Here is a 21,275-nt window from a genome sequence, read left to right as displayed (position 1 = left end):
CCCCTCGGCTCAGCCGCGCGGCACCCAGTTGTAGGCGGCGACGGTCGCCTCTCGGACGGCGGTGGCCAGCGGGCGCAGCGCCTCGTCCCGGGCGGCCGCCTGGGCGTGGGTGACCGCAGCGCCGGGGGCGTCGGCCATCGCGAGGTCCAGCACCTGGCGCAGTCGCTGCGCGCGCCCGAGCACCGAGACGGCCAGCGGGTCGTGGTCCTCGGGCAGCCCGGGCGCCCGCACGCCCTTTGCCAGCCCCGCGAGCAGCGACGGCACCTCGGGGTGCCAGCGGGCCAGGTCGAGGGAGGCCAGCGTGCGCGCCGCGTCCCCGACGGCGAGGTCCAGCGCCCCGGACGCCGCCCGCAGCGTCCCCTCCACGGCCGGTGCCGCCGGCGGGACGCCGTCCAGCGGCACCGCCGTCCAGGCCACCATCTCCGTGCCCAGCTCCTCGGGCACGAGCGCGACACGCGCGCCGACGGCCACCTGACCCGACTCCAGGGTGAGCGCGGTCAGCGCGGGGACAGCGGGGACCCCGCGCGTGTCACCGGGCGCGGGGAGCACCAGGCGCAGCCGTTGCTCCCCGAGCCCGCGCAGGGCGCTCAGCGCCGAGCCCAGGGGCACCGCTTCGTCGGTGCCGGGCATGCCGACGACCCGGTGGGCGGTGACCCCGGTCGTGGTGTCCAGCGCGTCGTCGTAGGAGCAGCGGCCGGAGAGCCAGGCGGTGGCCCAGACGGCGAAGCGGCCGGCGGCGAGATCGTGCACGGTTGTCGAGGCTACGACGGCCCCGCCACCCACCGTCGCCACCCACCGTCGCAGGGGTCGCCGACGCGGGCCGTCGTGCCGGACGCGAGCCCGGGCAGACCGCCCGCGGGAGCCCGTCCGTGCCAGACTGCGGAGCGTGCCTGCCTGGTTGCTCTGGTTGATCGCCTCCGGCCTGTTCGCCGCGGGCGAGGTCGCCAGCCTGGACCTGGTGCTGCTGATGTTCGCCGGCGGCGCACTCGGCGGGATGAGCGTCGCCCTGCTCGGCGGGGAGGTGTGGCTGCAGCTGGTGGCGTTCATCGTCGTCTCGACCGCGCTGCTCGTCGTCGTCCGGCCGATCGCCAAGCGGCAACTGCTGGACCGGACCCCGGAGCAGATCGACGGGGTCGCCAGTTACGTGGGCCGCACCGCGGTGGTCAGCGAGCGGGTCGACGAGCACGCCGGCCGGGTCCGGCTGGGGCACGACGAGTGGACGGCGCGCACCCAGCTCGACGGCGAGGCCTACGACGTGGGCGACGAGGTGCGGATCGTGCAGATCGAGGGCCCGATCGCCTACGTCAGCCACACCTGAGATCGCGATCGGGTGACGGGCACCTGCCGGGCGTGACCCACCGTTCCGAACGAGGCAGGATCGGTGGCACGCACCACCTCCTAGGAACGGAGCACCTCCCTCGTGGAACCCGCCCTGATCGCGCTGATCGTGATCGCCGTCCTCGTGGTCTTCGTGTTGGCCAAGAGCGTGACGATCGTCCCGCAGGCGCAGGCCAAGGTCGTCGAGCGTCTCGGTCGTTACAGCCGCACCCTCTCCCCGGGACTGGCCCTGCTGGTCCCCTTCGTCGACCGGGTGCGGGCGACGATCGACCTGCGTGAGCAGGTCATCTCCTTCCCGCCGCAGCCGGTGATCACCGCCGACAACCTGCAGGTGGGCATCGACACCGTCGTCTACTTCCAGGTCACCGACCCGCGGCTGGCCGTCTACGGCATCGCGAACTACATCACCGGCATGGAGCAGCTCACGACCACGACGCTGCGCAACGTCGTGGGTGGGCTCAACCTCGAGGGCGCGCTGACCGGCCGGGACGGCATCAACTCCCAGCTGCGCACCGTGCTCGACGGCACCACCGGCCCGTGGGGCCTGCGCGTCGCCCGGGTGGAGATCAAGGCCATCGACCCGCCGCCCTCGATCCAGGACTCCATGGAGAAGCAGATGCGCGCCGACCGCGACAAGCGCGCGGTCATCCTCACCGCCGAGGGCCAGCGCCACGCGGCGATCACCACCGCCGAGGGGCAGAAGGCGGCCTCGATCCTGTCGGCCGAGGGCAAGAAGCAGGCGGCCATCCTGGACGCCGAGGCCGAGCGGCAGAGCCGGATCCTGCGCGCCGAGGGTGAGCGCGCCGCGCTGTTCCTCCAGGCACAGGGCCAGGCGAAGTCGATCGAGACGGTCTTCCAGGCCATCCACGACGGCAAGCCCGACCAGGGACTGCTGGCCTACCAGTACCTGCAGACGCTGCCGAAGATCGCGCAGGGCGACGCCAACAAGATGTGGATCGTGCCCAGCGAGTTCAGCAAGGCGCTGGAGGGGCTGTCCAAGCTCGGTGGTGGCGAGGACGGCGACGGGGCGCGGAACTGGATGGACGTCGACGCCCCCGCCGGCGGTCAGCAGGCAGCCCCGGCCGCGCCTGCGGCGTCCTCGCTGGACACCAGCAGCTGGTTCGACTCGAACCTGCCTCCGGCCGCCGAGCAGCCCGAGGCGAAGATGACACTGTCGAGCATCGCCGACCAGGCGGTGGAGACGGGGCCGCAGATCCCGAAGCCGCCGCCGCTGTCGCAGGTCAAGCAGGACGTGCAGGAGAGCGGCCCGGCCGCCGACCCGCGCAACCGCCGCGAGGACGACGCCCCGCCGCAGCTGCCGGCCGGCTGACCCACGGGACGCCAGTGGCCCAGGACCCGACGGGTCCTGGGCCACTGGCGTCTCCGGCCCTCTTCAGGGGCCCACCCTGAGCGTGCGAAGGGTGGAGGGAAGAGGGTCCCTAGTCCTTGAGCAGCCCCTCGCGGAGCTTGGCCAACGTCTGGGACAGCAGCCGGGAGACGTGCATCTGGGAGATGCCGATGTCCGCGGCGATCTGCGACTGGGTCATGTTGCCGAAGAACCGCAGGATCAGGATGCGCCGCTCGCGGGCCGGGATGGTGGCCAGCAACGGCTGCAGCGACTCGCGGTACTCCACGCCCTCCAGCGCGGCGTCCTCCTCGCCCAGCGTCGCCGCCAGGGTGGGGGAGTCCTCCTCGCCCGACAGCCGCTCGTCCAGCGAGCTGCTGCGGTAGGCGTTCGCCACCGCCAGCCCCTCGAGGACCTCGGCGCGCGGGATGCCCAGGTGCTCGGCCAGCTCCGACGGCGTCGGGGCGTGACCGTTCTTCTGGGACAGCTCGCTCACCGCGGCGTTCAGCGACAGGTGCAGCTCCTGCAGCCTCCGCGGCACCCGTACCGACCAGCCCTGGTCGCGGAAGTGCCGCTTGATCTCACCGGTGATCGTCGGGACGGCGAAGGAGAGGAACTCCACCCCGCGGGTCGGGTCGAACCGGTCGATCGCCGCGATGAGCCCCAGCGTGCCGACCTGGAGCAGGTCGTCGAAGGGCTCGCCGCGGTTGCTGAACCGGCGCGCGAAGTGCCGGACCAGCGGCAGGTGCTCCTCGACCAGGATCTCCCGCAGCCGCTCCCGGCGCGGGTCGCCCTTGTCCAGGGTGGCGAGCTCGGCGAACAGCGGCGCGGTCCGTTCGGCCCGCTTCCGGTTGTCCGACATCGGCACCGGGTCGGCGGCCGGCTCACTGACAGCCGGCTCGGCGGGCTCGGGCGCGGCCGTCCCGGCCGGTGCGGTCTCCGGGGAGGACTCGGTCGTCATCGGGGTCACCTCCGTGGCAGCGTCGCCCGCCGGGGCGGTGTCTCCGGCGACGGCGCCGGTGGGCTCACCGGCGCCCAGGACGGTGTCGTGGGCGGGCGGCTGGTCCGTGGCAGCCGACCGGGTCACCGTGCGACCGACACGTCGCTGTCGGGCCGCTCGGTCAGGGCGTCGAGCGCGCTGTACCGGCGCAGCTGCTTGACCAGCGAGATGCAGGCCACCGGGGCGGCGGAGCCGTCGCCGGCGAGCACGGTCGCCTGGGTGCTGGGGCCGGCCTCGACGGTGTCGACCAGGGTGTGCAGCACCGCCCAGCCGAAGCCGTCGCGGGGCACGTCGACGCCGGCGGCCGTGGGCACCCAGGCGTCGATCCGCAGGCCGTCGCGGCTGGCCTCGAAGACCACGGTCAGGGGCGCGTCGCCGAGCACCACGGAGGACAGCGTGGCGCAGGCCTCGTCCACCGCGAGGCGGAGGTCCTCCACCGCGTCGAGGTCGAAGTCCATCCGCAGCGCCAGGTCAGCGGCCATCGCGCGCACCGCGGGCAGCTGGGTCGGCGAGGTGGGCACCCGCAGCTCCAGCCGCTCGGTGCGCCGTTCGCCGGTGGCGGCGGCCGAAGTGTCGCCCATGCGTCGTTCGCTCCTTCGTCGTCCGCACGCTCCCGGACGGGAGCGCGGTGGTCCATCATCGCGCACCCGTCCGCGGCTGCGTGCGGCTGCGTGCGGCAGCGCGAGCGACGAGGCGGTCGGTGTGCGGTGGTGCCCCGGGCCGAGCCCGGTTCCCCGACGACCGACCGACCGGTGTGCCATGCCCCGTGCCCAGCTGGGGCAAACACGGAACGGTGAATCGTCGGCGGCGCGGTCACCGTGCCTGGTGACCCGGGTCGTACTCGGGTTTGAGGCCACCTGGTGGTGCCCATCTCAAGGCCGTGAGACTCCGGCGCAGTGACGTGCACTCCCCGGGCTGGACCCGGCGCCGCGCCGGGCGCGGCTTCGCCTACCACGACAGCGACGGGGTGCTGATCAAGGACGACCGGCTCGACCGGCTGCGGTCCCTGGCGATCCCGCCGGCCTGGAAGGACGTGTGGATCTGCCCGTGGCCCAACGGCCACATCCAGGCGGTCGGCACCGATGCGGCCGGCCGGCGGCAGTACCGCTACCACGACGAGTGGCGGGTCAAGCGGGACGCGGCCAAGCACGAGCGGGTGCTGGAGATCTCCCACCAGCTGCCCGACGTCCGCGACGAGGTGGTCGCCGCGCTGCGCACCCGCGGCCTGAACCGGGAGCGGGTGCTGGCCTGCGCCGTCCGGCTGCTGGACCTCGGCGCCTTCCGGGTCGGCAGCGAGCAGTACGCCGAGGACAACGGCACGTACGGCCTGGCCACGCTGCGCCGGGAGCACGTCTCGGTCCGTGGCGAGCGGGTGTTCTTCCACTACACCGCCAAGGGCGGCATCGATCGCGAGGTCGAGCTGCTCGACCGGCCCACCGCCACCGTCGTCCGGCAGCTGCTGGAGCGCCCGGTCGAGGAGGGGGGCGAACTGCTGGGCTATCGCCTCGCCGACGGCAGCTGGCACGACGTCACCAGCGACGAGATCAACGCCTACCTCAAGGAGGTCAGCGGCGCGGAGATCACCGCCAAGGACTTCCGCACCTGGACGGCGACGGTGATGATGGCCGCCACCCTGGCCGAGGCCTCGCCGCCGACGAGCAAGACGGCGCGGCAGAAGCTGGTCCGGCAGGCCTACGTCAAGGTCTCCGAGCAGCTGGGCAACACCCCCACGGTGTGCAAGAACAGCTACGTCGACCCGCGGGTGGTCGACCGGTACGAGCACGGCGAGACCGTCGTCGAGGCGCTGGCCGAGGCCGCGAAGGCGCCCGACGACCGGACGGCGCAGCGGACCATCGAGCAGGCGGTCTGCCAGCTGCTCAGCGCCTGAGAGGACCCCGTCGCCCCTCACGCCTCGCAGGCTCGGCGCGGGCCCCTGCGACGGGGCCGCTGACGGCACGTCACCAACGACGACGGCGCCCCACCTCCGAGGAGGTGGGGCGCCGTCGTCACATGCTGGAACGGTCTCGCTGCAGTGGCCCGCCGCGGGCTCGCGAGCGGTGGGGGGCAGCGAGGCCCTTCCTCAGGCCTTCGAGGCCCTTCCTCAGGCCTTCTCGGCGATCGTGAAGAGGTCGATCAGGCCGGTGACCTCCAGCGGACGGGTCACGGCGCGGGTGTTGGCCACCAGCCGCAGCCCGACGTCGCGGGAGCGCGCCGACTTCTGGGTCTCCACCAGCACGGCCAGGCCGGCCGAACCGAGGAACTGGACGCCGCACAGGTCGATGACCAGCGCGGTCGGCTGCTGCTCGAGCTGGGTGTCCAGGGACGCCCGCAGGACGGGGGCGGTGAAGGTGTCGACCTCGCCGACGACCGTCACGGTGACCGTGCCGTCGTCGTCGGTGGACGTCGACAGCGTGATCACGTCGTCGAAGGGCGCCTCGTTGGCGTCGGCCGGGGCCGACACGTCAGAGCCTCCGGCGGGTGAGTCGGATGAGGTCACGGACTGCAGCTCCTCTCAGCGGCGGTGCCCGTCGGGCATGCATTCGCCCGGACAACGTACCGCTGTACGTCGTCCGGGCCCATGCGACCCGGGACACCGAGGTTCCGGACACGCCTCCCCGGGACATCCGGGCAAGCGACGGCTGGCTGCTCAACCGTGGTGTCCAACCTAGTGCCGCCATGATCGCCGCACCAATCCAGCGCCGGGCGGCACGGCCCGCCCGGCGCCGGTGCTGCTCAGGTGCCCTCGACCGCGTGCACCGCGCTCTCCTCGGGGCCTTCGCCGCCCACCGGGGCGTCGGCGAAGGCCTCCACGTCGTCCCCGGTGCGGTTGGTGCCGGAGTCGCTGAGCCGGTCGGTGTCCTCGTCCTGGTCCAGCTGGGCGGAGGCGCGGTCCGGGTCCTCGGCGGGGCGGACGTCGGGGGCGTCCTCGGGGACCTCGCGGTCCAGCCGGCCCGACAGCGACTCGCCCTCGGACTGCTCGTAGGCGGTGGTGCCGAAGTCGACGGTCTGGTGGTCGTCGCGCCCGCCGGGCTCGGGGGCGAACTCCGGGTCCTCGGCGCGGGCCATCGTGGGGCTGTCGTCCTGGGACACCTCGGGCACGCCGTTGTCCTCGGGGAAGACGTCACGGGCGGTCTGGCCCTCCGGGCCGACGTCGCCGCGCGGGCCGTCGGTGGTGCCGGTGAGGCCACGCTCGTCGTCGGGGAACTCGGCGTCGTTGAGTGCGGAGTCGCGGGCGGCGCGGTCCGGGTCGGTCATCGTGGTGCCTCCGTTCTGCGTGCCTCCGTGCGGGCACGCGCGTCCGTCCGGGTGGACGGGGGGAGCCGGTCGGGTGACCGGCGTCGTGAGCACGCCCTACCCGCGCACCTGTCGGGCATGCGTGACCCCGGTCGCCGCCGCGCCCGCATGGCGGCGGTCGGCCGGGGTACGGGCGGCAGATGGCGATCGCAGACGACGTGCAGCGGATCGGTGCGCCGGTCCGCCGGTGGGCCCGCACCCAGAAGCAGGAGTACACCCGGGGAGAGGCCCGTCCGCTGGGGGCGGACCTGGGCGCGATGGGCGTGTACGCCGGTCTGGTGGGCGCCGCGGCGGCCGCCGTCCGGGCGTCCGGGCGGGAGCTGCCCAGCCGCATCCCCATCGGGGACGCCGTCCTGCTGACCGTCGGCACGTTCCGGCTGGCCCGGCGGATCGCCAAGGACCCGGTCACCGCCCCGGTGCGGGCCCCCTTCGTGAGCTACCAGGGCACGTCGGGGGAGGCGGAGGTCGCCGAGGAGGTGCGCGAGCACGGCGGGGTGAAGCACGCCGTCGGGGAGCTGCTCACCTGTCCGTTCTGCATGGCGCAGTGGGTCGGCACCGGCTTCGTCTTCGGCTACGTCACCGCCCCGCGGGCCACCCGGCTGGCGGCGCTGACCATGACGATGGTGGCCGGCTCCGACGTCCTGCAGTTCGTCTACGACGCCATCCAGAACGGCGCGCTGAGGCCGGAGGACGAGGGGCCGGGCAGTGTCACCGGCCAGGAGGTCTGACCGCGACGCTGCGGTGACGCTGCGTCGCTGGGTACCGGTCCGGTGGCCGGGCGGCGCGGGCGGGGTCGGTCACCCGTCGGGGTGGACGACTACGCGGAGTGGCGGTCTCGAGCTGCCGGGGAGGGGTCGCAGCGCCTATCCTGCGATCTTGTGCGGGACGCGGTCGTCGCGTGCCCTGCGGCCCAGGAGGTACGTCGTGCGGTCCATCTGGCGTGGCGCGGTCTCCTTCGGGCTGGTCAGCATCGCGGTGAAGCTCTACTCGGCCACCGAGGACCACGACATCCGGTTCCACCAGGTGCACAAGGCCGACGGCGGGCGGGTGAAGTACCGCCGGGTCTGCTCGGTGGACGGCGAGGAGCTCGAGTACGGCGACATCGCCAAGGGCTACGAGCTGCCCGACGGCCAGCTGGTCGTGCTGACCGACGCGGACTTCGACGAGCTGCCCCTGGTGACCACCCGGGAGATCGAGGTCCTCCAGTTCGTCGACCAGGAGCAGATCGACCCGATCCACTTCGAGAAGACCTACTACCTGGAGCCCGACGGGGTGGCCACCCGCCCGTACGTGCTGCTGCGCACCGCGCTGGAGAACGCCGGCCAGGTGGCGATCACCAAGATCGCCATCCGGCAGCGGGAGTCGCTGGCCGCACTGCGGGTGCGCGACGGCGTGCTGGTGCTGCACACCATGCGCTGGCCGGACGAGATCCGGCGTCCCTCCTTCGGCTTCCTCGACGAGGAGGTGCCGGTGCGGCCGCAGGAGCTGGCGATGGCCGAGTCGCTGATCTCCACGATGGCCGGTGACTTCGACCCGGCGCAGTTCACCGACGACTACCGCGAGGCGATGACCGCGCTGCTGGAGGCCAAGCAGTCCGGCGGCGACGTGCAGCCCGCGCCCGAGGCCGAGGACGACGGCGGTGGCGCGGTGGTCGACCTGATGAGCGCGCTGCGGCGCAGCGTCGAGCGGGCCGGCGGCAGCGCTCCCGCCGCCGGGTCCGACGACGGGGCCGCGGACGACACCACCGCGGACGACGGGGCCCCGGCGAAGAAGGGGACGGCCCGCAAGGCGCCGGCGAAGAAGGCCGCTGCGGACATGGCCCCGGCGGACAAGGCCGCTGCGGACAAGGCCCCGGCGGACAAGGCCCCGGCGAAGAAGGCCCCGGCCCGGAAGGCGGCGCCGGCGAAGAAGGCCGCCGCGGCCGCGGAGGACGACGCGCCGGCGAAGCCGGCCAAGCGCGCGTCCCGCCCCCGCAAGACCGCCTGACCCGGCGTGCCCGCCACCGACCCGCTGGCCTCCTACCGGGCCAAGCGGGACTCCACCCGCACCGTCGAGCCGGTGCCACCGGCCGGGCAGCCGCTGCCGGCCGGGGACGACGACACCTTCGTCGTGCACGAGCACCACACCCCCCGCGGCCGCACCGGCGAGCGGGTGCACTGGGACCTGCGCCTGGAACGCGGCGGGGTCCTGAAGAGCTGGGCGGTGCCCAAGGGCCCGCCGACCGAGCCCGGCGTCAACCGGCTCGCCGTGCCCACCGAGGACCACCCGCTGGAGTACGCCGCGTTCTCCGGCACGATCCCGGCCGGCGAGTACGGCGGCGGGGTGTCGACGATCTGGGACGCCGGCCGGTACGCCACCGAGACCTGGACCGACGACCACGTCACCGTCGCCTTCGACGGGCAGCGGCTGTCCGGCCGCTTCGTGCTCTTCCGGCTGCCCGACGGCAGCTGGGCGCTGCGCAAGCTCGACGCCGACCCGCTCACCGACGCCCCGGTCGCCGACGGGGTGCCGGAGGACCTCGCCCCCATGCTCGCGGCGATCGGCGAGCTGCCCCGGGACGACGACCTGCGCTGGGGCTACGAGTTCAAGTGGGACGGCGTCCGGGTGCTGGCGCACGTGCGCGGTGGCCGGGTGCGGCTGCGGGCGCGCAGCGGCAACGACGTGACCGCGACCTACCCGGAGCTGCACGCCCTGCCCGCGGCGCTCGCCGGCCACGATGCGGTGCTCGACGGGGAGGTGGTGGCGCTGGACGCCCGCGGCCGGCCGGACTTCGGGCTGCTGCAGGGGCGGATGCACCGCACCGGCCCCGAGGTGGCCCGCCGGGCCTCTGCCGCACCGGTCAGCTACCTGCTGTTCGACCTGCTCGCGCTGGACGGGGAGAGCCTGCTCGGCCTGCCCTACCGCGAGCGACGGGCGCGGCTGGACGCCGTCGCCCCCGCCTCCGACCGCTGGGTCACCACTCCCTGGTTCCCCGGCGACGCCCCGGGCGTCGGGGCACAGGTGCAGGCGGCCAGCCGGGAGAACGGGCTGGAGGGCATCGTGGTCAAGCGACTGGACGCGCCCTACCGCCCCGGGGGACGCGGGCCGGACTGGCGCAAGGTGAAGAACCTGCGCACCCAGGCGGTCGTCGTCGGCGGCTGGCGGCCGGGGGAGGGCCGGCGGGCCGGCGGGATCGGCTCGCTGCTGCTCGGGGTGCACGACGAGCACGGGGCGTTCGTCTTCGCCGGGCACGTCGGCACCGGCTTCACCGCGCGGGCGCTGGCCGACCTGGAGCCGCTGCTCACCCCACGGTCCACCTCGCCGTTCGCCGGCGCGCTGCCCCGCGAGGTCACCCGGGACGCGCACTGGGTCGAGCCCGAGCTGGTCGGCGAGGTGCGCTACGGCGAGTGGACCCGCGAGGGCCGGCTGCGGCACCCGTCCTGGCGCGGCCTGCGCGATGACGTCCGGCCGGCGGACGTCGTGGCGGAGCCCTCGTGAGCCGGCGTGCGGGCGAGGCGGCCTGCCGGCGGTCCCCGATGAGCGCCGGCGAGGAGATCGCGTGAGGCAGCGGGTGCAGATCGAGGGCCGCCAGCTGGAGGTCAGCAACCTGGACAAGGTGCTGTTCCCCGAGGTCGCGTTCACCAAGGCCCAGGTCATCGACTACTACGTGCGGATCGCCCCGGTGCTGCTGCCGCACGTCGCCCAGCGCCCGGTCACCTTCACCCGCTGGCCCTCCGGCGTGGACGGCACGGCCTTCTTCGAGAAGAACAGCGCCCGGCACGCCCCGGAGTGGGTCCGTTCGGTGACCGTGCCCTCGCCCGGCTCCTCGCGGGGCCGGGAGACGCTGGACATGGTGCTGCTGTCCGCCGTCCCGGACCTGGCCTGGTCGGCGAACCTGGCCGCGCTGGAGGTGCACGTGCCGCAGTGGCAGGTGGACGACGCCGGTGTCGCGCAGCTGCCCGACCTGCTGGTGCTCGACCTGGACCCGGGCCCGGGCACCGGGGTCGTCGAGTGCGCGCACGTGGCGCACCGGCTGCGGGAGCGGCTGGTGGCCGACGGTCTGGACCCGGTGGTCAAGACGTCGGGCTCCAAGGGGCTGCAGGTCTACGCGCCGATCGAGTGCGCGGACAAGGACCACCCGAGCCGCTACGCCAAGTCCCTCGCCCAGCAGCTGACCCGGGAGACACCCGAGGACGTCGTCTGGCGGATGGAGAAGGCGCTGCGACCGGGCAAGGTGCTGGTCGACTGGAGCCAGAACAGCACCGCGAAGACGACGGTCGCGCCCTACTCGCTGCGCGCCCGGCCACTGGCCACCGTCTCCACGCCGTTGCAGTGGGCGGAGGTCGACGAACTGCGCGACGGCGGCGACCCGGAGTCGGTCCGGTTCCGCACCGACGACGTCCTGGCCCGGGTGGCCGAGCTCGGCGACCTGTTCGACGTCGCCGACCGCTCCCGCGCCGTCCTGCCCGACGCCTGACCCTGCCCGAGGCCTGCCCGTGCCGGCCATGTTGGCCAACATGGCCGTACGTGGTGGGGTCGGCCGACACGGCTGAGCAGGTCGTCCTGGGGGCGGACGGCGGGATCAGACCGCGGGCCGATGTGCCCGGGCACCTCGCCCCGCCACGATCGACGGCGTGATCGACACCGCTGCCCGTCCCGTCCCGGCGCCCGCTGCGCCCGTCCGCTGGTGGCTGCCGCTGGCCGTCCTGGTGCTCGGCATCGGCGGCGGCGTGCTGACCGAGTGGGCGCAGGGCGTGCTGCCCGACCCGTGGGGGGCCTGGGCCAACTCGGTGGCCACCTGGTGCCTGGTCGCCTTCCTCGTCGGGGCGATCAGCGGGGGAGTGCGGACCGCGATCGCCGCCGCGGTCGCCACCGAGCTGCTGCTGGTGGGCGGCTACTACGCCGCGCAGGCGGTGCAGCTGCTGCCGGTCAACCGGGTCACGGTGGTCGAGTGGCTGGTGGCCGGGGTGGTGGCCGGCGTCGTCTTCGGGACGGCCGGGCGCTGGTGGCGGCAGGGCAGCGGCCGGCAGGCGGCGGTCGCGGTGGCGGTGGTCGGTGGGGTGCTGGTCATGGAGGGCGGCTACCGGGCGGTCCGCTTCCCGTGGCAGGGCAGCTCCGGGGTGGTCATGGTCGTGGCCGGCGCGCTCCTCGCGCTGCTGCTGGCCCGGTCGTGGCGTCAGCGGGCGCTGGTGGCGGGGCTGCTGGTCGCCGTCGTCCCGCTCGGCTGGCTGGCGATCGAGCTGGTCAACGCGGCGCTGGCCGCGAACTGACACCCCGCGGGCGGGGCCGGGCCGCTCTGGGACGATCTGCCCATGTCAGCGCCTCGTGACCCCCGCACCGCCGACCTGGGGCGGCTGGTCGTCCGCTGCCCCGACCGGCCGGGGATCGTCGCGGTGCTCTCCGGGCTGATGGCCCGGGTGGGGGCCAACATCACCGAGTCCCAGCAGCACTCCTCCGACCCGTCGGGGGGCACCTTCACGCTGCGGCTGGAGTTCGTCCTCGACGACCTGGCCGGGCGCCGCGCCGAGCTGGAGGCGGCGCTGGCCGCGCTGGCGGGGGAGTGGCAGCTCACCTGGCGGCTGACCGAGGCCGCGCGCACCCCGCGGCTGGCGGTGTTCGTCTCGCGCACCGACCACGTGCTGCAGGAGCTGCTCTACCGGGTGGGCTCGGGCGACCTGCGGGCGGAGATCGCCGCCGTCGTCTCCAACCACCCCGACCTGGCGCAGGTCGCCGCCGTGCACGGCGTGCCGTTCCACCACGTCCCGGTCACCCCGGACACCAAGGACGCCGCCGAGGCCCGGGCGCTGGAGCTGATCGGCGACGTGGACCTGGTGGTGCTGGCCCGCTACATGCAGATCGTCTCGCCGGACTTCTGCAGCCGGTTCCCCGAGCGGCTGATCAACATCCACCACAGCTTCCTGCCGGCGTTCGTGGGCGCGAACCCCTACCAGGCCGCGCACGACCGGGGGGTGAAGCTGATCGGGGCGACCGCGCACTACGTGACCGCGGAGCTGGACGCCGGCCCGATCATCGAGCAGGAGGTGGCCCGGGTCGACCACCGCGCCACCGTGGAGGACATGCGCCGGATCGGCCGCTACGTCGAGCGCCAGGTGCTGGCCCAGGCGGTGACCTGGCACGTGGAGGACCGGGTGGTCGTCGAGGGCGACCGCACCATCGTCTTCGGGTAGCTCGTCCGGCCCCGTGCAGGGTCCCGCCGCGAGCGTGCGAGTGGTGGGGGGCACGGGGTCCTTCTATTGACTGGATCAAAACAACGGGGTTGAGTGGTCGGCGATGGAGACGACCTGGGAGACCGAGCTGCGCACGGCGGGGCTGCGTGTCACGCGGCCCCGGCTGTCGGTGCTCGGGGTGCTCGCCGAGCACCCGCACGTCGACGCCGACACCATCGCCACCGCTGCCCGCGCCGTCCACCCCTCGATCTCGCCGCAGGCGGTCTACGGGGTGCTCAAGGCGCTGGTCGGTGGCGGTCTCGCCCGCCGCATCGAACCGGCCGGTGGGCCGGCGCTGTACGAGCTGCGGGTCGGCGACAACCACCACCACCTGGTCTGCCGGGGGTGCGGAGCGGTCGCCGACGTCGACTGCGTCGTGGGGCAGGCGCCCTGCCTGTCGCCCTCGGAGACGGCGGGCTTCGCCGTGGACGAGGCCGAGGTCGTCTTCTGGGGACTCTGCGCCGACTGCCAGGTCGCGCGCAGGACGCACGGGTACGGAACGACCAGCAGCACCGAGAACAGTGCCATCGAAGAGGGAGTGACAGCATGACCGACGTCGCATCGCAGGGCCCCGCAGCCAGTGAGGCCGACCGGCCCGTCCTGACCAACCGTCAGGGCCACCCGGTCTACGACAACCAGAACCAGCGCACGGTGGGCTCGCGTGGCCCGGCCACGCTGGAGAACTACCAGTTCCTCGAGAAGATCAGCCACTTCGACCGGGAGCGCATCCCGGAGCGCGTGGTGCACGCCCGCGGCGCCACCGCCTTCGGCGTCTTCGTCGCCGACGGCACCGTCGGCGACGAGCCGATCGCGGAGTACACCCGGGCCAAGCTGTTCCAGGAGAAGGGCAAGGAGACCCCGGTCGCCCTGCGCTTCTCCACCGTCGCCGGTGGGCGCGACTCCTCCGAGGCGGCGCGTGACCCGCGCGGCTTCGCGGTGAAGTTCTACACCGAGGACGGCAACTGGGACCTCGTCGGCAACAACCTGGGCGTCTTCTTCATCCGGGACGCCATCAAGTTCCCCGACTTCATCCACTCGCAGAAGCCCGACCCGGTCAACTTCGACCGCCAGGTGCCCAACCGGGTGTTCGACTTCTGGTCGCAGTCGCCCGAGGCGATGCACATGATCACCCTGGTCCTCGGCCCGCGCGGCCTGCCGACCAGCTACCGCTTCATGCAGGGCTTCGGCGTGAACACCTACAAGTGGGTCAACGCCGCCGGTGAGACCAAGCTGGTCAAGTACCACTGGCTCCCGAAGCAGGGCGTGAAGTCCTGGACGGCGGCCGACGCCGAGGTGGCCCAGGGCAAGGAGCTGGGCGTCCACACCAAGGACCTCTACGAGGCCATCGAGCGCGGCGAGTTCCCCTCCTGGGACCTGCACGTCCAGCTGATGGACGACCACGAGCACCCGGAGCTGGACTTCGACCCGCTGGACGACACCAAGACCTGGCCGGAGAACGACTTCCCGCTGCGCAAGGTCGGCACCATGACGCTGAACCGCACGCCGCAGGACTTCTTCACCGAGAGCGAGCAGATCGCCTTCGGCACCGGTGTGCTGGTCGACGGGCTGGACTTCTCCGACGACAAGATGCTGGTCGGCCGGACGTTCTCCTACTCCGACACCCAGCGCTACCGGGTCGGCCCGAACTACCTGCAGCTGCCGGTGAACGCGCCGAAGACCCGGGTCGCCACCAACCAGCGCGACGGTGCGATGGCCTACGGCGTGGACCGCGCCGAGGGCACCAACCCGCACGTCAACTACGAGCCGTCGATCACCGGCGGCCTGCGTGAGGCCGAGTACCCCACGCACGACGAGCAGGGTCCGGAGATCACCGGCCGGCTCACCCGCAAGCGGATCGCCCGCACCGACGACTACACGCAGGCCGGCCAGCGCTACCTGCTGTCGGAGCAGTGGGAGAAGGACGACCTGGTGGCCAACCTGGTCGACGGTCTGTCCCAGTGCGACCGCCCGATCCAGGAGCGGATGCTCTGGCACCTGTTCATGGCCGAGGACGAGCTGGGCCAGCGCGTCGGCGAGGGCCTGGGCATGAGCGCGGACGACGTCCGGCACCTGCCGCCGCTGCAGACCCAGACGCTGACCGAGGCCGAGCTGCAGCGTGCGGCCAACCTCGGGAAGAACGGCCCGCGCGACGTGACCGGTCTGGTCATGACGCACTGCGTGCCCAACGAGCACGTGGTCCTCGCCAAGTGAGCTGAGTAAGGACCTGCTGCCGCGCAGCGGGTCAGAACTGCGGGCCGCGACCGGATCACCGGTCGCGGCCCGCAGTGCTGTCCGGGGGGCAGCTCTGTGCGGACCCCGGTGGGGCGCACCCGCGAGAGCCGTCAGTCGGTGGGGCGGTCGCCGTCCTGCTCGGCCAGGAACTGCTCGATCTGCGCGCCGAGCTCCTCGCCGCTGGGCATCTGGCCGCCGAAGCCCAGCAGGCCGGTGTCGTCGCGCGCAGCGGTGAAGGAGTCGAACTGCTCCTCCAGCCGGGCCACGACTGCGGTGTTCTCGGTGCTGCGGGCGATCTGCTCGTCGACCTCGGTGCGGTGCGCCTCGGCGGCCTCCCGCAGCGTCTCGGTGGGCACGTGCAGCCCGGTCAGCCGCTCCAGGTGCTCCAGCAGGGTCAGCGAGGCGGCCGGGTAGGTGGCCTGCGCCAGGTAGTGCGGCACGTGGGCGGCCACGCCGAGGGCGTCGACGCCGGCCTCGCCCAGCCGCAGCTCCAGCAGGGCGCCGACGCTGCCGGGGATGCGCATCTCGCCCCAGTAGACCGGGTAGGACTCGATCAGCTGACGGCGCGTGGCGTGTGCGGTGACCGTCACCGGCCGGGTGTGCGGCACCGGCATGCCGATGGCGTGCAGCGCGACCACCGAGGTGACACCGAGCCGCTCGACCAGCTGGATGACCGCGGCCACGAACCGCTCCCAGGCGTGGTCGGGCTCGGCGCCGTGCAGCAGCAGGAACGGCGTGCCGGCGTCGTCCTCCAGCAGGTGCAGGGCGATCTCGGGAGAGCTGATCGACTCGTACCGGTCGCCGGAGAAGACCATCCGCGGCCGGTGGCCCCGGTAGTCGACCAGGGCGTCGACGTCGAAGCGGGCGATCGGCCGTCCGGGCAGGGCGTCCAAGAGGTGTGCACCGGTGAGGGCGCCGGCGTGCGCGGCATCGAACTCCCCGGCCAGGTCGTGCACGAGCACCAGGCCGCGGCGGTCCTCCGGTGACTCGACCGCTGCCTCGCGGGCGAGCAGCTGGTCGGCTGCGGGGAGCAGCTCGACCAGGTCCTCCGGTCGCTGCGGCACGGGGCGTCCTCCTGGTGACGGGTCGGGCTGCACACGACCACCAGCTCCGCCGGGGGCCGGTGCATTCCCATCGTCCCCCGGCCGGGGGAGGCCGGTCGGCGCGATCGTCCCCCGGCAGGGGGGCTCAATCGGCGCGCTGCTCCCCGGCCGCCTCGCGCACCAGCTGGGTGCCCGCGCCGTCCGGGGCCAGCTGGCGGCGGGTCCCGTCCTCGTCCACCTCGGGGTGGTTGCCGTCGAGCACGTCGCGGCCGTAGCGGTAGGCGACCGCGATCAGCGCGGCCACCGGCACGGCGAGGAAGGCGCCGATGATGCCGGCCAGGCTGGCGCCGGCGGTCACCGCGAGGATGACGACGGCGGCGTGCAGGTTGAGCCCGCGCCCCTGCAGGATCGGCTGCAGCACGTTCCCCTCGATCTGCTGCACCACGATGATGATGCCGAGCACGATCAGGGCCGTGGTCAGGCCGCTGTCCACCAGGGCGATCAGGACGGCGAAGCCACCGGCCACGAAGGCGCCGATGATCGGGATGAACGCGCCGAAGAAGGTGAGCACCGCCAGGGGCAGCACCAGCGGCACGCCCAGGATCAACAGCCCGACGCCGATGAAGAAGGCATCCACGAACCCGACGATGGCCTGCTGACGGATGAACTCCGACAGTGTCCGCCAGGTCTTCTGGGACAGCGCAGCGACGTGCGGTGCGGCCTGCGGGCCGGTCTGCGCCGCGAGCCACGGCACCCACTTCGGGCCGTCCTTGAGGAAGAAGAAGGTGAGCACCAGGGCCAGGACGAGGTTGATCAGCAGGTTGCCGATCGTGGTCGCCGTGGTCACCGCGTAGCCGGCGATGTTCTGCGCGTTGTTCTGCACCGAGTCGATGACCGAGTCGACGGCGCTGCCGATCTGGTCGTCGTCGATGTTGAACGGCGGGCCCGCCAGGTACTCCTGGACCTGCTCCAGCCCCTGCGTGACGCCGTCGGCGACCTCCTCGACCTGGCCGACCACCTGCGGCGCGATGGCCGCGATGATGCCGCCGAACGCGCCCAGGAAGAGCAGCAGGACGACGAGCGCGGCCAGCGCCGGCGGCCAGGAGTGGTGCCGCAGGAAGCGGGTGACCGGCCACAGCACGGTGGTGAACAGCAGCCCGAGGACCACCGGGAGCAGCACCATCCACAGGATGCCCAGAACGCGCCCGATGATGATCACGGCGATGACGATCAGGATCAGCTCGGCGGAGGCGATCGCCACCCGCCGGCTCGCGGTCTGCAGCCGCTGGGCGCGCTCCGGGCCGGGCACCGGTGCGTGGGTGACGCCGGTGCTCGGGTCGGGGCCGCCGGTCACGGCTGTGCTCGCGCCGGAGCTCTCGTCGGCAGTGTCGTCGGCGGTCTCGGCCGGGCGTTCGTCGGGCATGGGGTGATCCCAACACACCCGGCGGTCCCGCACCGACCGGCAGCTGGGGAGCGAGCCGTCGGGTGTGTCACGGTTTCACCTCCGACGCCTGTCGCCGGGGCGTCGTAGGTTTCGGGCATGCCGAAGACCGCCACCGCTGACCGGGTCGACCGCGACCAGCTGATCGAGTTCCTCCGCCCCCGGCACAAGGCCCTGCTGCAGACGCGGCGGGGGGACGGCAGCCCGCAGCTGTCGCCGGTGACCTGCGGGGTGGACGAGCAGGGCCGCATCGTCGTCTCCACGTACCCGCAGCGGGCGAAGGCGGTCAACGCCCGCCGGGACCCCCGGGTGTCGCTGTGCGTGCTCTCCGACGACTTCGACGGGCCCTGGGTGCAGGTCGACGGCCAGGCCGAGGTGCTCGACCTGCCGGCCGCGCTGGACCCGCTGGTCGACTACTTCCGGTCGATCAGCGGGGAGCACCCCGACTGGGACGAGTACCGCGCCGCGATGCAGCGGCAGGGCAAGTCGCTGGTGCGCGTCACCATCGAGCGCTGGGGGCCGGTCGCCACCGGCGGGTTCCCGCCGGAGCTGGCGCACGGTCAGTGACGCTCGTCGTCGTCCTCCTGGCAGTCAGCGTTGTCCTGTCACTCACGCTGTTCCCCCGAGCGCGCGCTGGCTTCACCAGCCGTCGGTCGACCCGGACGGCTGCGCTGGCGGTGGAAGTGCTCGTCCTCGGCGCCCTCGGTGGATCGCTCGCTGCCCTGGCCGTCACCGGTGCCCTGAGGAGCGGGCTCGGGTCGGACTGGATGCTCGCGGTCGTCATCTGCCTCGGGGTGGTCGCGGCACTGGGTGGTGCTCCGGTGGCCACAGCGGTACTCCGCCTCGCAGACCCGGCATGGGCCACGAGCTCGGCTGGAATGGCTCACCCGTCGACCCTGCCGGGTGGTGAGTGGCTGGGGCTGTTGGAACGCCTGGTCACGTTCGCATGCCTGGCTCTGGGCTGGCCTGAAGGAGTAGCAGCACTCCTGCTGCTCAAGAGCTGGGGGCGCCAGGAAGACCTCAAGAAGTCCTCAGAGGTAGGGCAGCGGTTCATGGTCGGCACGCTCGCGAGCGTGCTGTGGGCAGCAGCGTGCGCCGGAGTGTTTTGGGCGGCGAGAACGTGAGGCCGGCCGCAGCGAGCAAGGCGATGCGCTTGCGAACCCGCTTCTAGTGCGGCCGTAAGGTGCGTCCGTGCCGTTCGTCCTGACCGTGGATCAGCGGGCCAGCAGGGTTGGGGAAGACCAAGTTCCTCGGGCACTCGCTGCTTTGGTCGATGTCCCGGTGCTGCTTGGCTTCGAACGCACCGCCGGAGACGAGTTCCAGGGGGTGGTCACCGAGTCGGTCGTCGTCGTTGATGTCGTGCGTCAGTTGGTCCGTGACGGGAGCTGGAGCATCGGGGTGGGCGCCGGGCCGGTCCACGAGCCCCTCCCCGCGAGCACCCGGGCGGCTTCCGGACCCGCGTTCCTGGCAGCCCGTGCGGCGGTGGTCGCCGCGAAGAAGCGCTCCGTACGGGTGGCCGTCCGGGGGGCGGCCCCCGAGGCGGCCGCGGACGCTCAGGCCGTGCTCGCGGCCCTTGCCGTGCTCGTCTCTCGGCGCAGTGTCCAGGCGTGGGAGGCAGTTGACCTCGTCGAAGCTGGAAAAACTCAGGCTCAGGCGGCGGCTGAACTGGGCATATCGCGGCAGGCGGTCGGTCAGCGACTGGCGGCCGGACTGTGGGAGGTCGAGAGCGATCTGCTGCCGACCGCCTCGCGACTGCTGGCGCGCGTTGTTGGCGAGAGCTGTCCATCGCCAACTGGCACCCCGCACGCCCAGCCGCCGCGCAGACCTGGGATCAGTCGGTGAAGACCTCGATCTGGGCGCCCATCTCCACCAGGCGCTCGTAGAGCTGCTCGTAGCCGCGGGCGATGATGTCGACGTTGCGCAGCACCGAGGAGCCCTTGGCCGCGAGCATGGCCAGCAGGATGACCACGGCCGGGCGCAGGGCGGGCGGGCAGACGATCTCCGCGCCCGACCAGCGGGTCGGCCCGGAGACCAGCACGCGGTGGGGGTCCAGCAGCCGGACGTCGGCGCCCAGCCGGGTCAGGTCGGACAGGTGGATCGCCCGGTTGTCGTAGACCCAGTCGTGGATCACCGTCTCGCCGGTCGCGGTCGCCGCGATCACCGCGAAGAACGGCAGGTTGTCGATGTTCAGCCCCGGGAACGGCATCGGGTGCACCTTGTCGATCGGTGCCCGCAGCTGGGAGGGGTGGATCGTGATGTCCACCAGCCGGGTGCGGCCGTTGTCGGCGGGGTACTCCGCGGAGAGCTCGTAGCGCAGGCCCATCTCGGTGAGGGTCGCCAGCTCGATCTCCAGGAACTCGATCGGCGCGCGGCGCACGGTCAGCTCCGAGCTGGTCACGATGCCGGCGGTCAGCAGGCTCATCGCCTCGACCGGGTCCTCGCTGATCGTGTAGTCGACGTCGGCGTCGAGCACCGGCCGCCCGGTGACCACCAGGGTCGTCGTCCCGAAGCCCTCGATGCGGACGCCGAGCAGCTCCAGGTACAGGCACAGGTCCTGGACCATGTAGTTCGGGCTGGCGTTGCGGATCGTGGTCGTGCCGTCGTGCCGGGCGGCGGCCAGCAGGGCGTTCTCGGTGACGGTGTCGCCGCGCTCGGTCAGCACGATCGTGCGGTCGCGGCCGACGGCCCGGGTGACGGTCGCCTGGTAGGCGCCGGCGTGCGCCTCGATCTCCAGGCCGAAGGGGCGCAGCGCGATCATGTGCGGCTGCACGGTGCGGGTGCCGAGGTTGCAGCCGCCGGCGTAGGGCAGCTCGAAGGTGTCCGCCCGGTGCAGCAGCGGGCCCAGGAACATGATGATGCTGCGGGTGCGCCGGGCGGCGTCGGCGTTGATCGCGGTGAGGTCCAGCTCGTCGGGGACCAGCAGGGTGAGGTCCCGGCCGGCCTCGTCCCAGGTCGCCGAGACCCCGATCGAGGTCAGGACGTCGAGGATCCGGTCGACCTCCACGATCCGGGAGACGTTGCGCAGCGTCGTACGGCCGCGGTTGAGCAGCGAGGCGCACAGCAGGGCGACGGCGGCGTTCTTCGACGACTTCACGGTCACGCTGCCCGACAGCGGGGTGCCGCCGCTGACCCGCAGGTGGGTGGGGCCGGTGCGGCCGACGGTGATCAGCTCGCTCTCCAGCGCGGCGGACAGCCGGCCGAGCAGCTCCAGGGTCAGGTTCTGGTTGCCCTGCTCGATGCGGGCGATCGCACTCTGGCTGGTGCCCAGCCGTTCGGCGAGCTGGGTCTGGGTGAGGCCGTGGTGTCGGCGCGCGTCGCGAACCAGGCCGCCGATCTGGCGGAGGGACTGGCCGGTGGCTTCCTCGGTGAGCGTCAT

The 21,275-nt window shown here is 73.1% G+C and carries 22 protein-coding genes; 14 read left to right on the top strand and 8 right to left on the bottom strand.

What is annotated here, in order from left to right; all coding sequences use genetic code 11:
- Nucleotides 1–9 precede the first annotated feature (9 nt).
- Entirely contained in the window at nucleotides 10–750 is a 741-nt protein-coding gene (locus tag Q1A09_RS02680; RefSeq protein ID WP_299951783.1) for a hypothetical protein, read from the bottom strand.
- 136 nt (nucleotides 751–886) lie between these two features.
- Between Q1A09_RS02680 and Q1A09_RS02675 the strand changes: the two genes are divergently transcribed.
- Together Q1A09_RS02675 and Q1A09_RS02670 are read left to right on the top strand one after the other, a co-directional pair.
- On the top strand, nucleotides 887–1,318 hold the full coding sequence (locus Q1A09_RS02675) for an NfeD family protein (RefSeq protein WP_299951781.1): 432 nt from the start codon (nucleotides 887–889) through the stop codon (nucleotides 1,316–1,318).
- A 102-nt stretch (nucleotides 1,319–1,420) separates the two neighbouring features.
- A complete protein-coding gene (locus Q1A09_RS02670) occupies nucleotides 1,421–2,668 on the top strand; it encodes an SPFH domain-containing protein (protein ID WP_299951779.1) in 1,248 nt (415 codons plus the stop codon).
- A gap of 109 nt (nucleotides 2,669–2,777) precedes the next feature.
- On the opposite strand, the gene Q1A09_RS02665 is transcribed toward Q1A09_RS02670, so the two are convergent.
- Entirely contained in the window at nucleotides 2,778–3,644 is an 867-nt protein-coding gene (locus Q1A09_RS02665; RefSeq protein ID WP_299951777.1) for an RNA polymerase sigma factor SigF, read from the bottom strand.
- Between the two features lie 122 nt (nucleotides 3,645–3,766).
- On the bottom strand, nucleotides 3,767–4,264 hold the full coding sequence (locus tag Q1A09_RS02660; protein ID WP_299951775.1) for an ATP-binding protein: 498 nt from the start codon (nucleotides 4,262–4,264) through the stop codon (nucleotides 3,767–3,769).
- Nucleotides 4,265–4,563: 299 nt separating this feature from the next.
- Between Q1A09_RS02660 and Q1A09_RS02655 the strand changes: the two genes are divergently transcribed.
- A complete protein-coding gene (locus tag Q1A09_RS02655; protein WP_299951773.1) occupies nucleotides 4,564–5,571 on the top strand; it encodes a DNA topoisomerase IB in 1,008 nt (335 codons plus the stop codon).
- Nucleotides 5,572–5,784: 213 nt separating this feature from the next.
- Here Q1A09_RS02655 and Q1A09_RS02650 read toward each other — a convergent pair whose 3' ends face one another.
- Nucleotides 5,785–6,144: an STAS domain-containing protein gene (locus tag Q1A09_RS02650; protein WP_299951771.1), complete on the bottom strand. Its 360-nt coding sequence runs from the start codon at nucleotides 6,142–6,144 to the stop codon at nucleotides 5,785–5,787.
- Between the two features lie 272 nt (nucleotides 6,145–6,416).
- Nucleotides 6,417–6,938, bottom strand: a complete 522-nt coding sequence (locus tag Q1A09_RS02645; protein WP_299951769.1) for a hypothetical protein — start codon at nucleotides 6,936–6,938, stop codon at nucleotides 6,417–6,419.
- A 179-nt stretch (nucleotides 6,939–7,117) separates the two neighbouring features.
- Here Q1A09_RS02645 and Q1A09_RS02640 point away from each other — a divergent pair, with 179 nt between their 5' ends.
- The 8 genes from Q1A09_RS02640 to Q1A09_RS02605 all read left to right on the top strand — a co-directional run bounded on the left by Q1A09_RS02640 (nucleotide 7,118) and on the right by Q1A09_RS02605 (nucleotide 15,394).
- Entirely contained in the window at nucleotides 7,118–7,705 is a 588-nt protein-coding gene (locus Q1A09_RS02640; RefSeq protein ID WP_299951767.1) for a DUF1360 domain-containing protein, read from the top strand.
- Nucleotides 7,706–7,901: 196 nt separating this feature from the next.
- On the top strand, nucleotides 7,902–8,963 hold the full coding sequence (locus Q1A09_RS02635; RefSeq protein WP_299951765.1) for a Ku protein: 1,062 nt from the start codon (nucleotides 7,902–7,904) through the stop codon (nucleotides 8,961–8,963).
- 6 nt (nucleotides 8,964–8,969) lie between these two features.
- Nucleotides 8,970–10,454 carry a non-homologous end-joining DNA ligase gene (gene ligD / locus Q1A09_RS02630; RefSeq protein ID WP_299951763.1) on the top strand — a complete coding sequence of 495 codons (1,485 nt, stop codon included), beginning with the start codon at nucleotides 8,970–8,972 and terminating at the stop codon, nucleotides 10,452–10,454.
- A 61-nt stretch (nucleotides 10,455–10,515) separates the two neighbouring features.
- Nucleotides 10,516–11,433 (top strand): non-homologous end-joining DNA ligase, encoded by a 918-nt coding sequence (gene ligD, locus Q1A09_RS02625; protein ID WP_299951761.1) that lies wholly within the window; start codon nucleotides 10,516–10,518, stop codon nucleotides 11,431–11,433.
- A 157-nt stretch (nucleotides 11,434–11,590) separates the two neighbouring features.
- Nucleotides 11,591–12,226 carry a DUF6518 family protein gene (locus tag Q1A09_RS02620; protein ID WP_299951759.1) on the top strand — a complete coding sequence of 212 codons (636 nt, stop codon included), beginning with the start codon at nucleotides 11,591–11,593 and terminating at the stop codon, nucleotides 12,224–12,226.
- Between the two features lie 42 nt (nucleotides 12,227–12,268).
- Nucleotides 12,269–13,144 (top strand): formyltetrahydrofolate deformylase, encoded by an 876-nt coding sequence (purU, locus tag Q1A09_RS02615; protein WP_299951757.1) that lies wholly within the window; start codon nucleotides 12,269–12,271, stop codon nucleotides 13,142–13,144.
- A gap of 103 nt (nucleotides 13,145–13,247) precedes the next feature.
- Nucleotides 13,248–13,733, top strand: coding sequence for a Fur family transcriptional regulator (locus tag Q1A09_RS02610; protein WP_299951755.1), 486 nt, complete (start codon nucleotides 13,248–13,250; stop codon nucleotides 13,731–13,733).
- Complete coding sequence (locus Q1A09_RS02605; protein WP_299951753.1) at nucleotides 13,730–15,394, top strand: catalase; 1,665 nt, start codon at nucleotides 13,730–13,732, stop codon at nucleotides 15,392–15,394. The genes Q1A09_RS02610 and Q1A09_RS02605 overlap by 4 nt, the downstream gene beginning before the upstream one ends.
- Before the next feature lie 131 nt (nucleotides 15,395–15,525).
- Here Q1A09_RS02605 and Q1A09_RS02600 read toward each other — a convergent pair whose 3' ends face one another.
- Nucleotides 15,526–16,479, bottom strand: coding sequence for a proteasome assembly chaperone family protein (locus Q1A09_RS02600; protein WP_299951751.1), 954 nt, complete (start codon nucleotides 16,477–16,479; stop codon nucleotides 15,526–15,528).
- Nucleotides 16,480–16,603: 124 nt separating this feature from the next.
- The gene (locus tag Q1A09_RS02595) at nucleotides 16,604–17,881 is read right to left on the bottom strand and encodes an AI-2E family transporter (RefSeq protein WP_299951749.1); all 1,278 of its coding nucleotides are present in this window, start codon (nucleotides 17,879–17,881) and stop codon (nucleotides 16,604–16,606) included.
- Nucleotides 17,882–17,998: 117 nt separating this feature from the next.
- On the opposite strand from Q1A09_RS02595, the gene Q1A09_RS02590 reads away from it, so the two are divergent.
- The 3 genes from Q1A09_RS02590 (at nucleotide 17,999) to Q1A09_RS02580 (ending at nucleotide 19,741) form a co-directional block, all read left to right on the top strand.
- Entirely contained in the window at nucleotides 17,999–18,466 is a 468-nt protein-coding gene (locus tag Q1A09_RS02590) for a PPOX class F420-dependent oxidoreductase (RefSeq protein WP_299951748.1), read from the top strand.
- On the top strand, nucleotides 18,463–19,023 hold the full coding sequence (locus Q1A09_RS02585; protein ID WP_299951746.1) for a hypothetical protein: 561 nt from the start codon (nucleotides 18,463–18,465) through the stop codon (nucleotides 19,021–19,023). Before Q1A09_RS02590 ends, Q1A09_RS02585 begins: the two co-directional genes overlap by 4 nt.
- 67 nt (nucleotides 19,024–19,090) lie before the next feature.
- Nucleotides 19,091–19,741, top strand: a complete 651-nt coding sequence (locus Q1A09_RS02580) for a hypothetical protein (protein ID WP_299951743.1) — start codon at nucleotides 19,091–19,093, stop codon at nucleotides 19,739–19,741.
- Here the strand turns inward: Q1A09_RS02580 and Q1A09_RS02575 are convergent.
- On the bottom strand, nucleotides 19,731–21,275 hold the full coding sequence (locus Q1A09_RS02575; RefSeq protein WP_299951741.1) for a UDP-N-acetylglucosamine 1-carboxyvinyltransferase: 1,545 nt from the start codon (nucleotides 21,273–21,275) through the stop codon (nucleotides 19,731–19,733). The genes Q1A09_RS02580 and Q1A09_RS02575 overlap by 11 nt on opposite strands.

Source organism: uncultured Modestobacter sp. (assembly GCF_947486615.1).
Lineage (GTDB): Bacteria > Actinomycetota > Actinomycetes > Mycobacteriales > Geodermatophilaceae > Modestobacter.
Note: the sequence above shows the minus strand (reverse complement) of the source record. Positions and strands in the feature narration are given on the sequence as shown.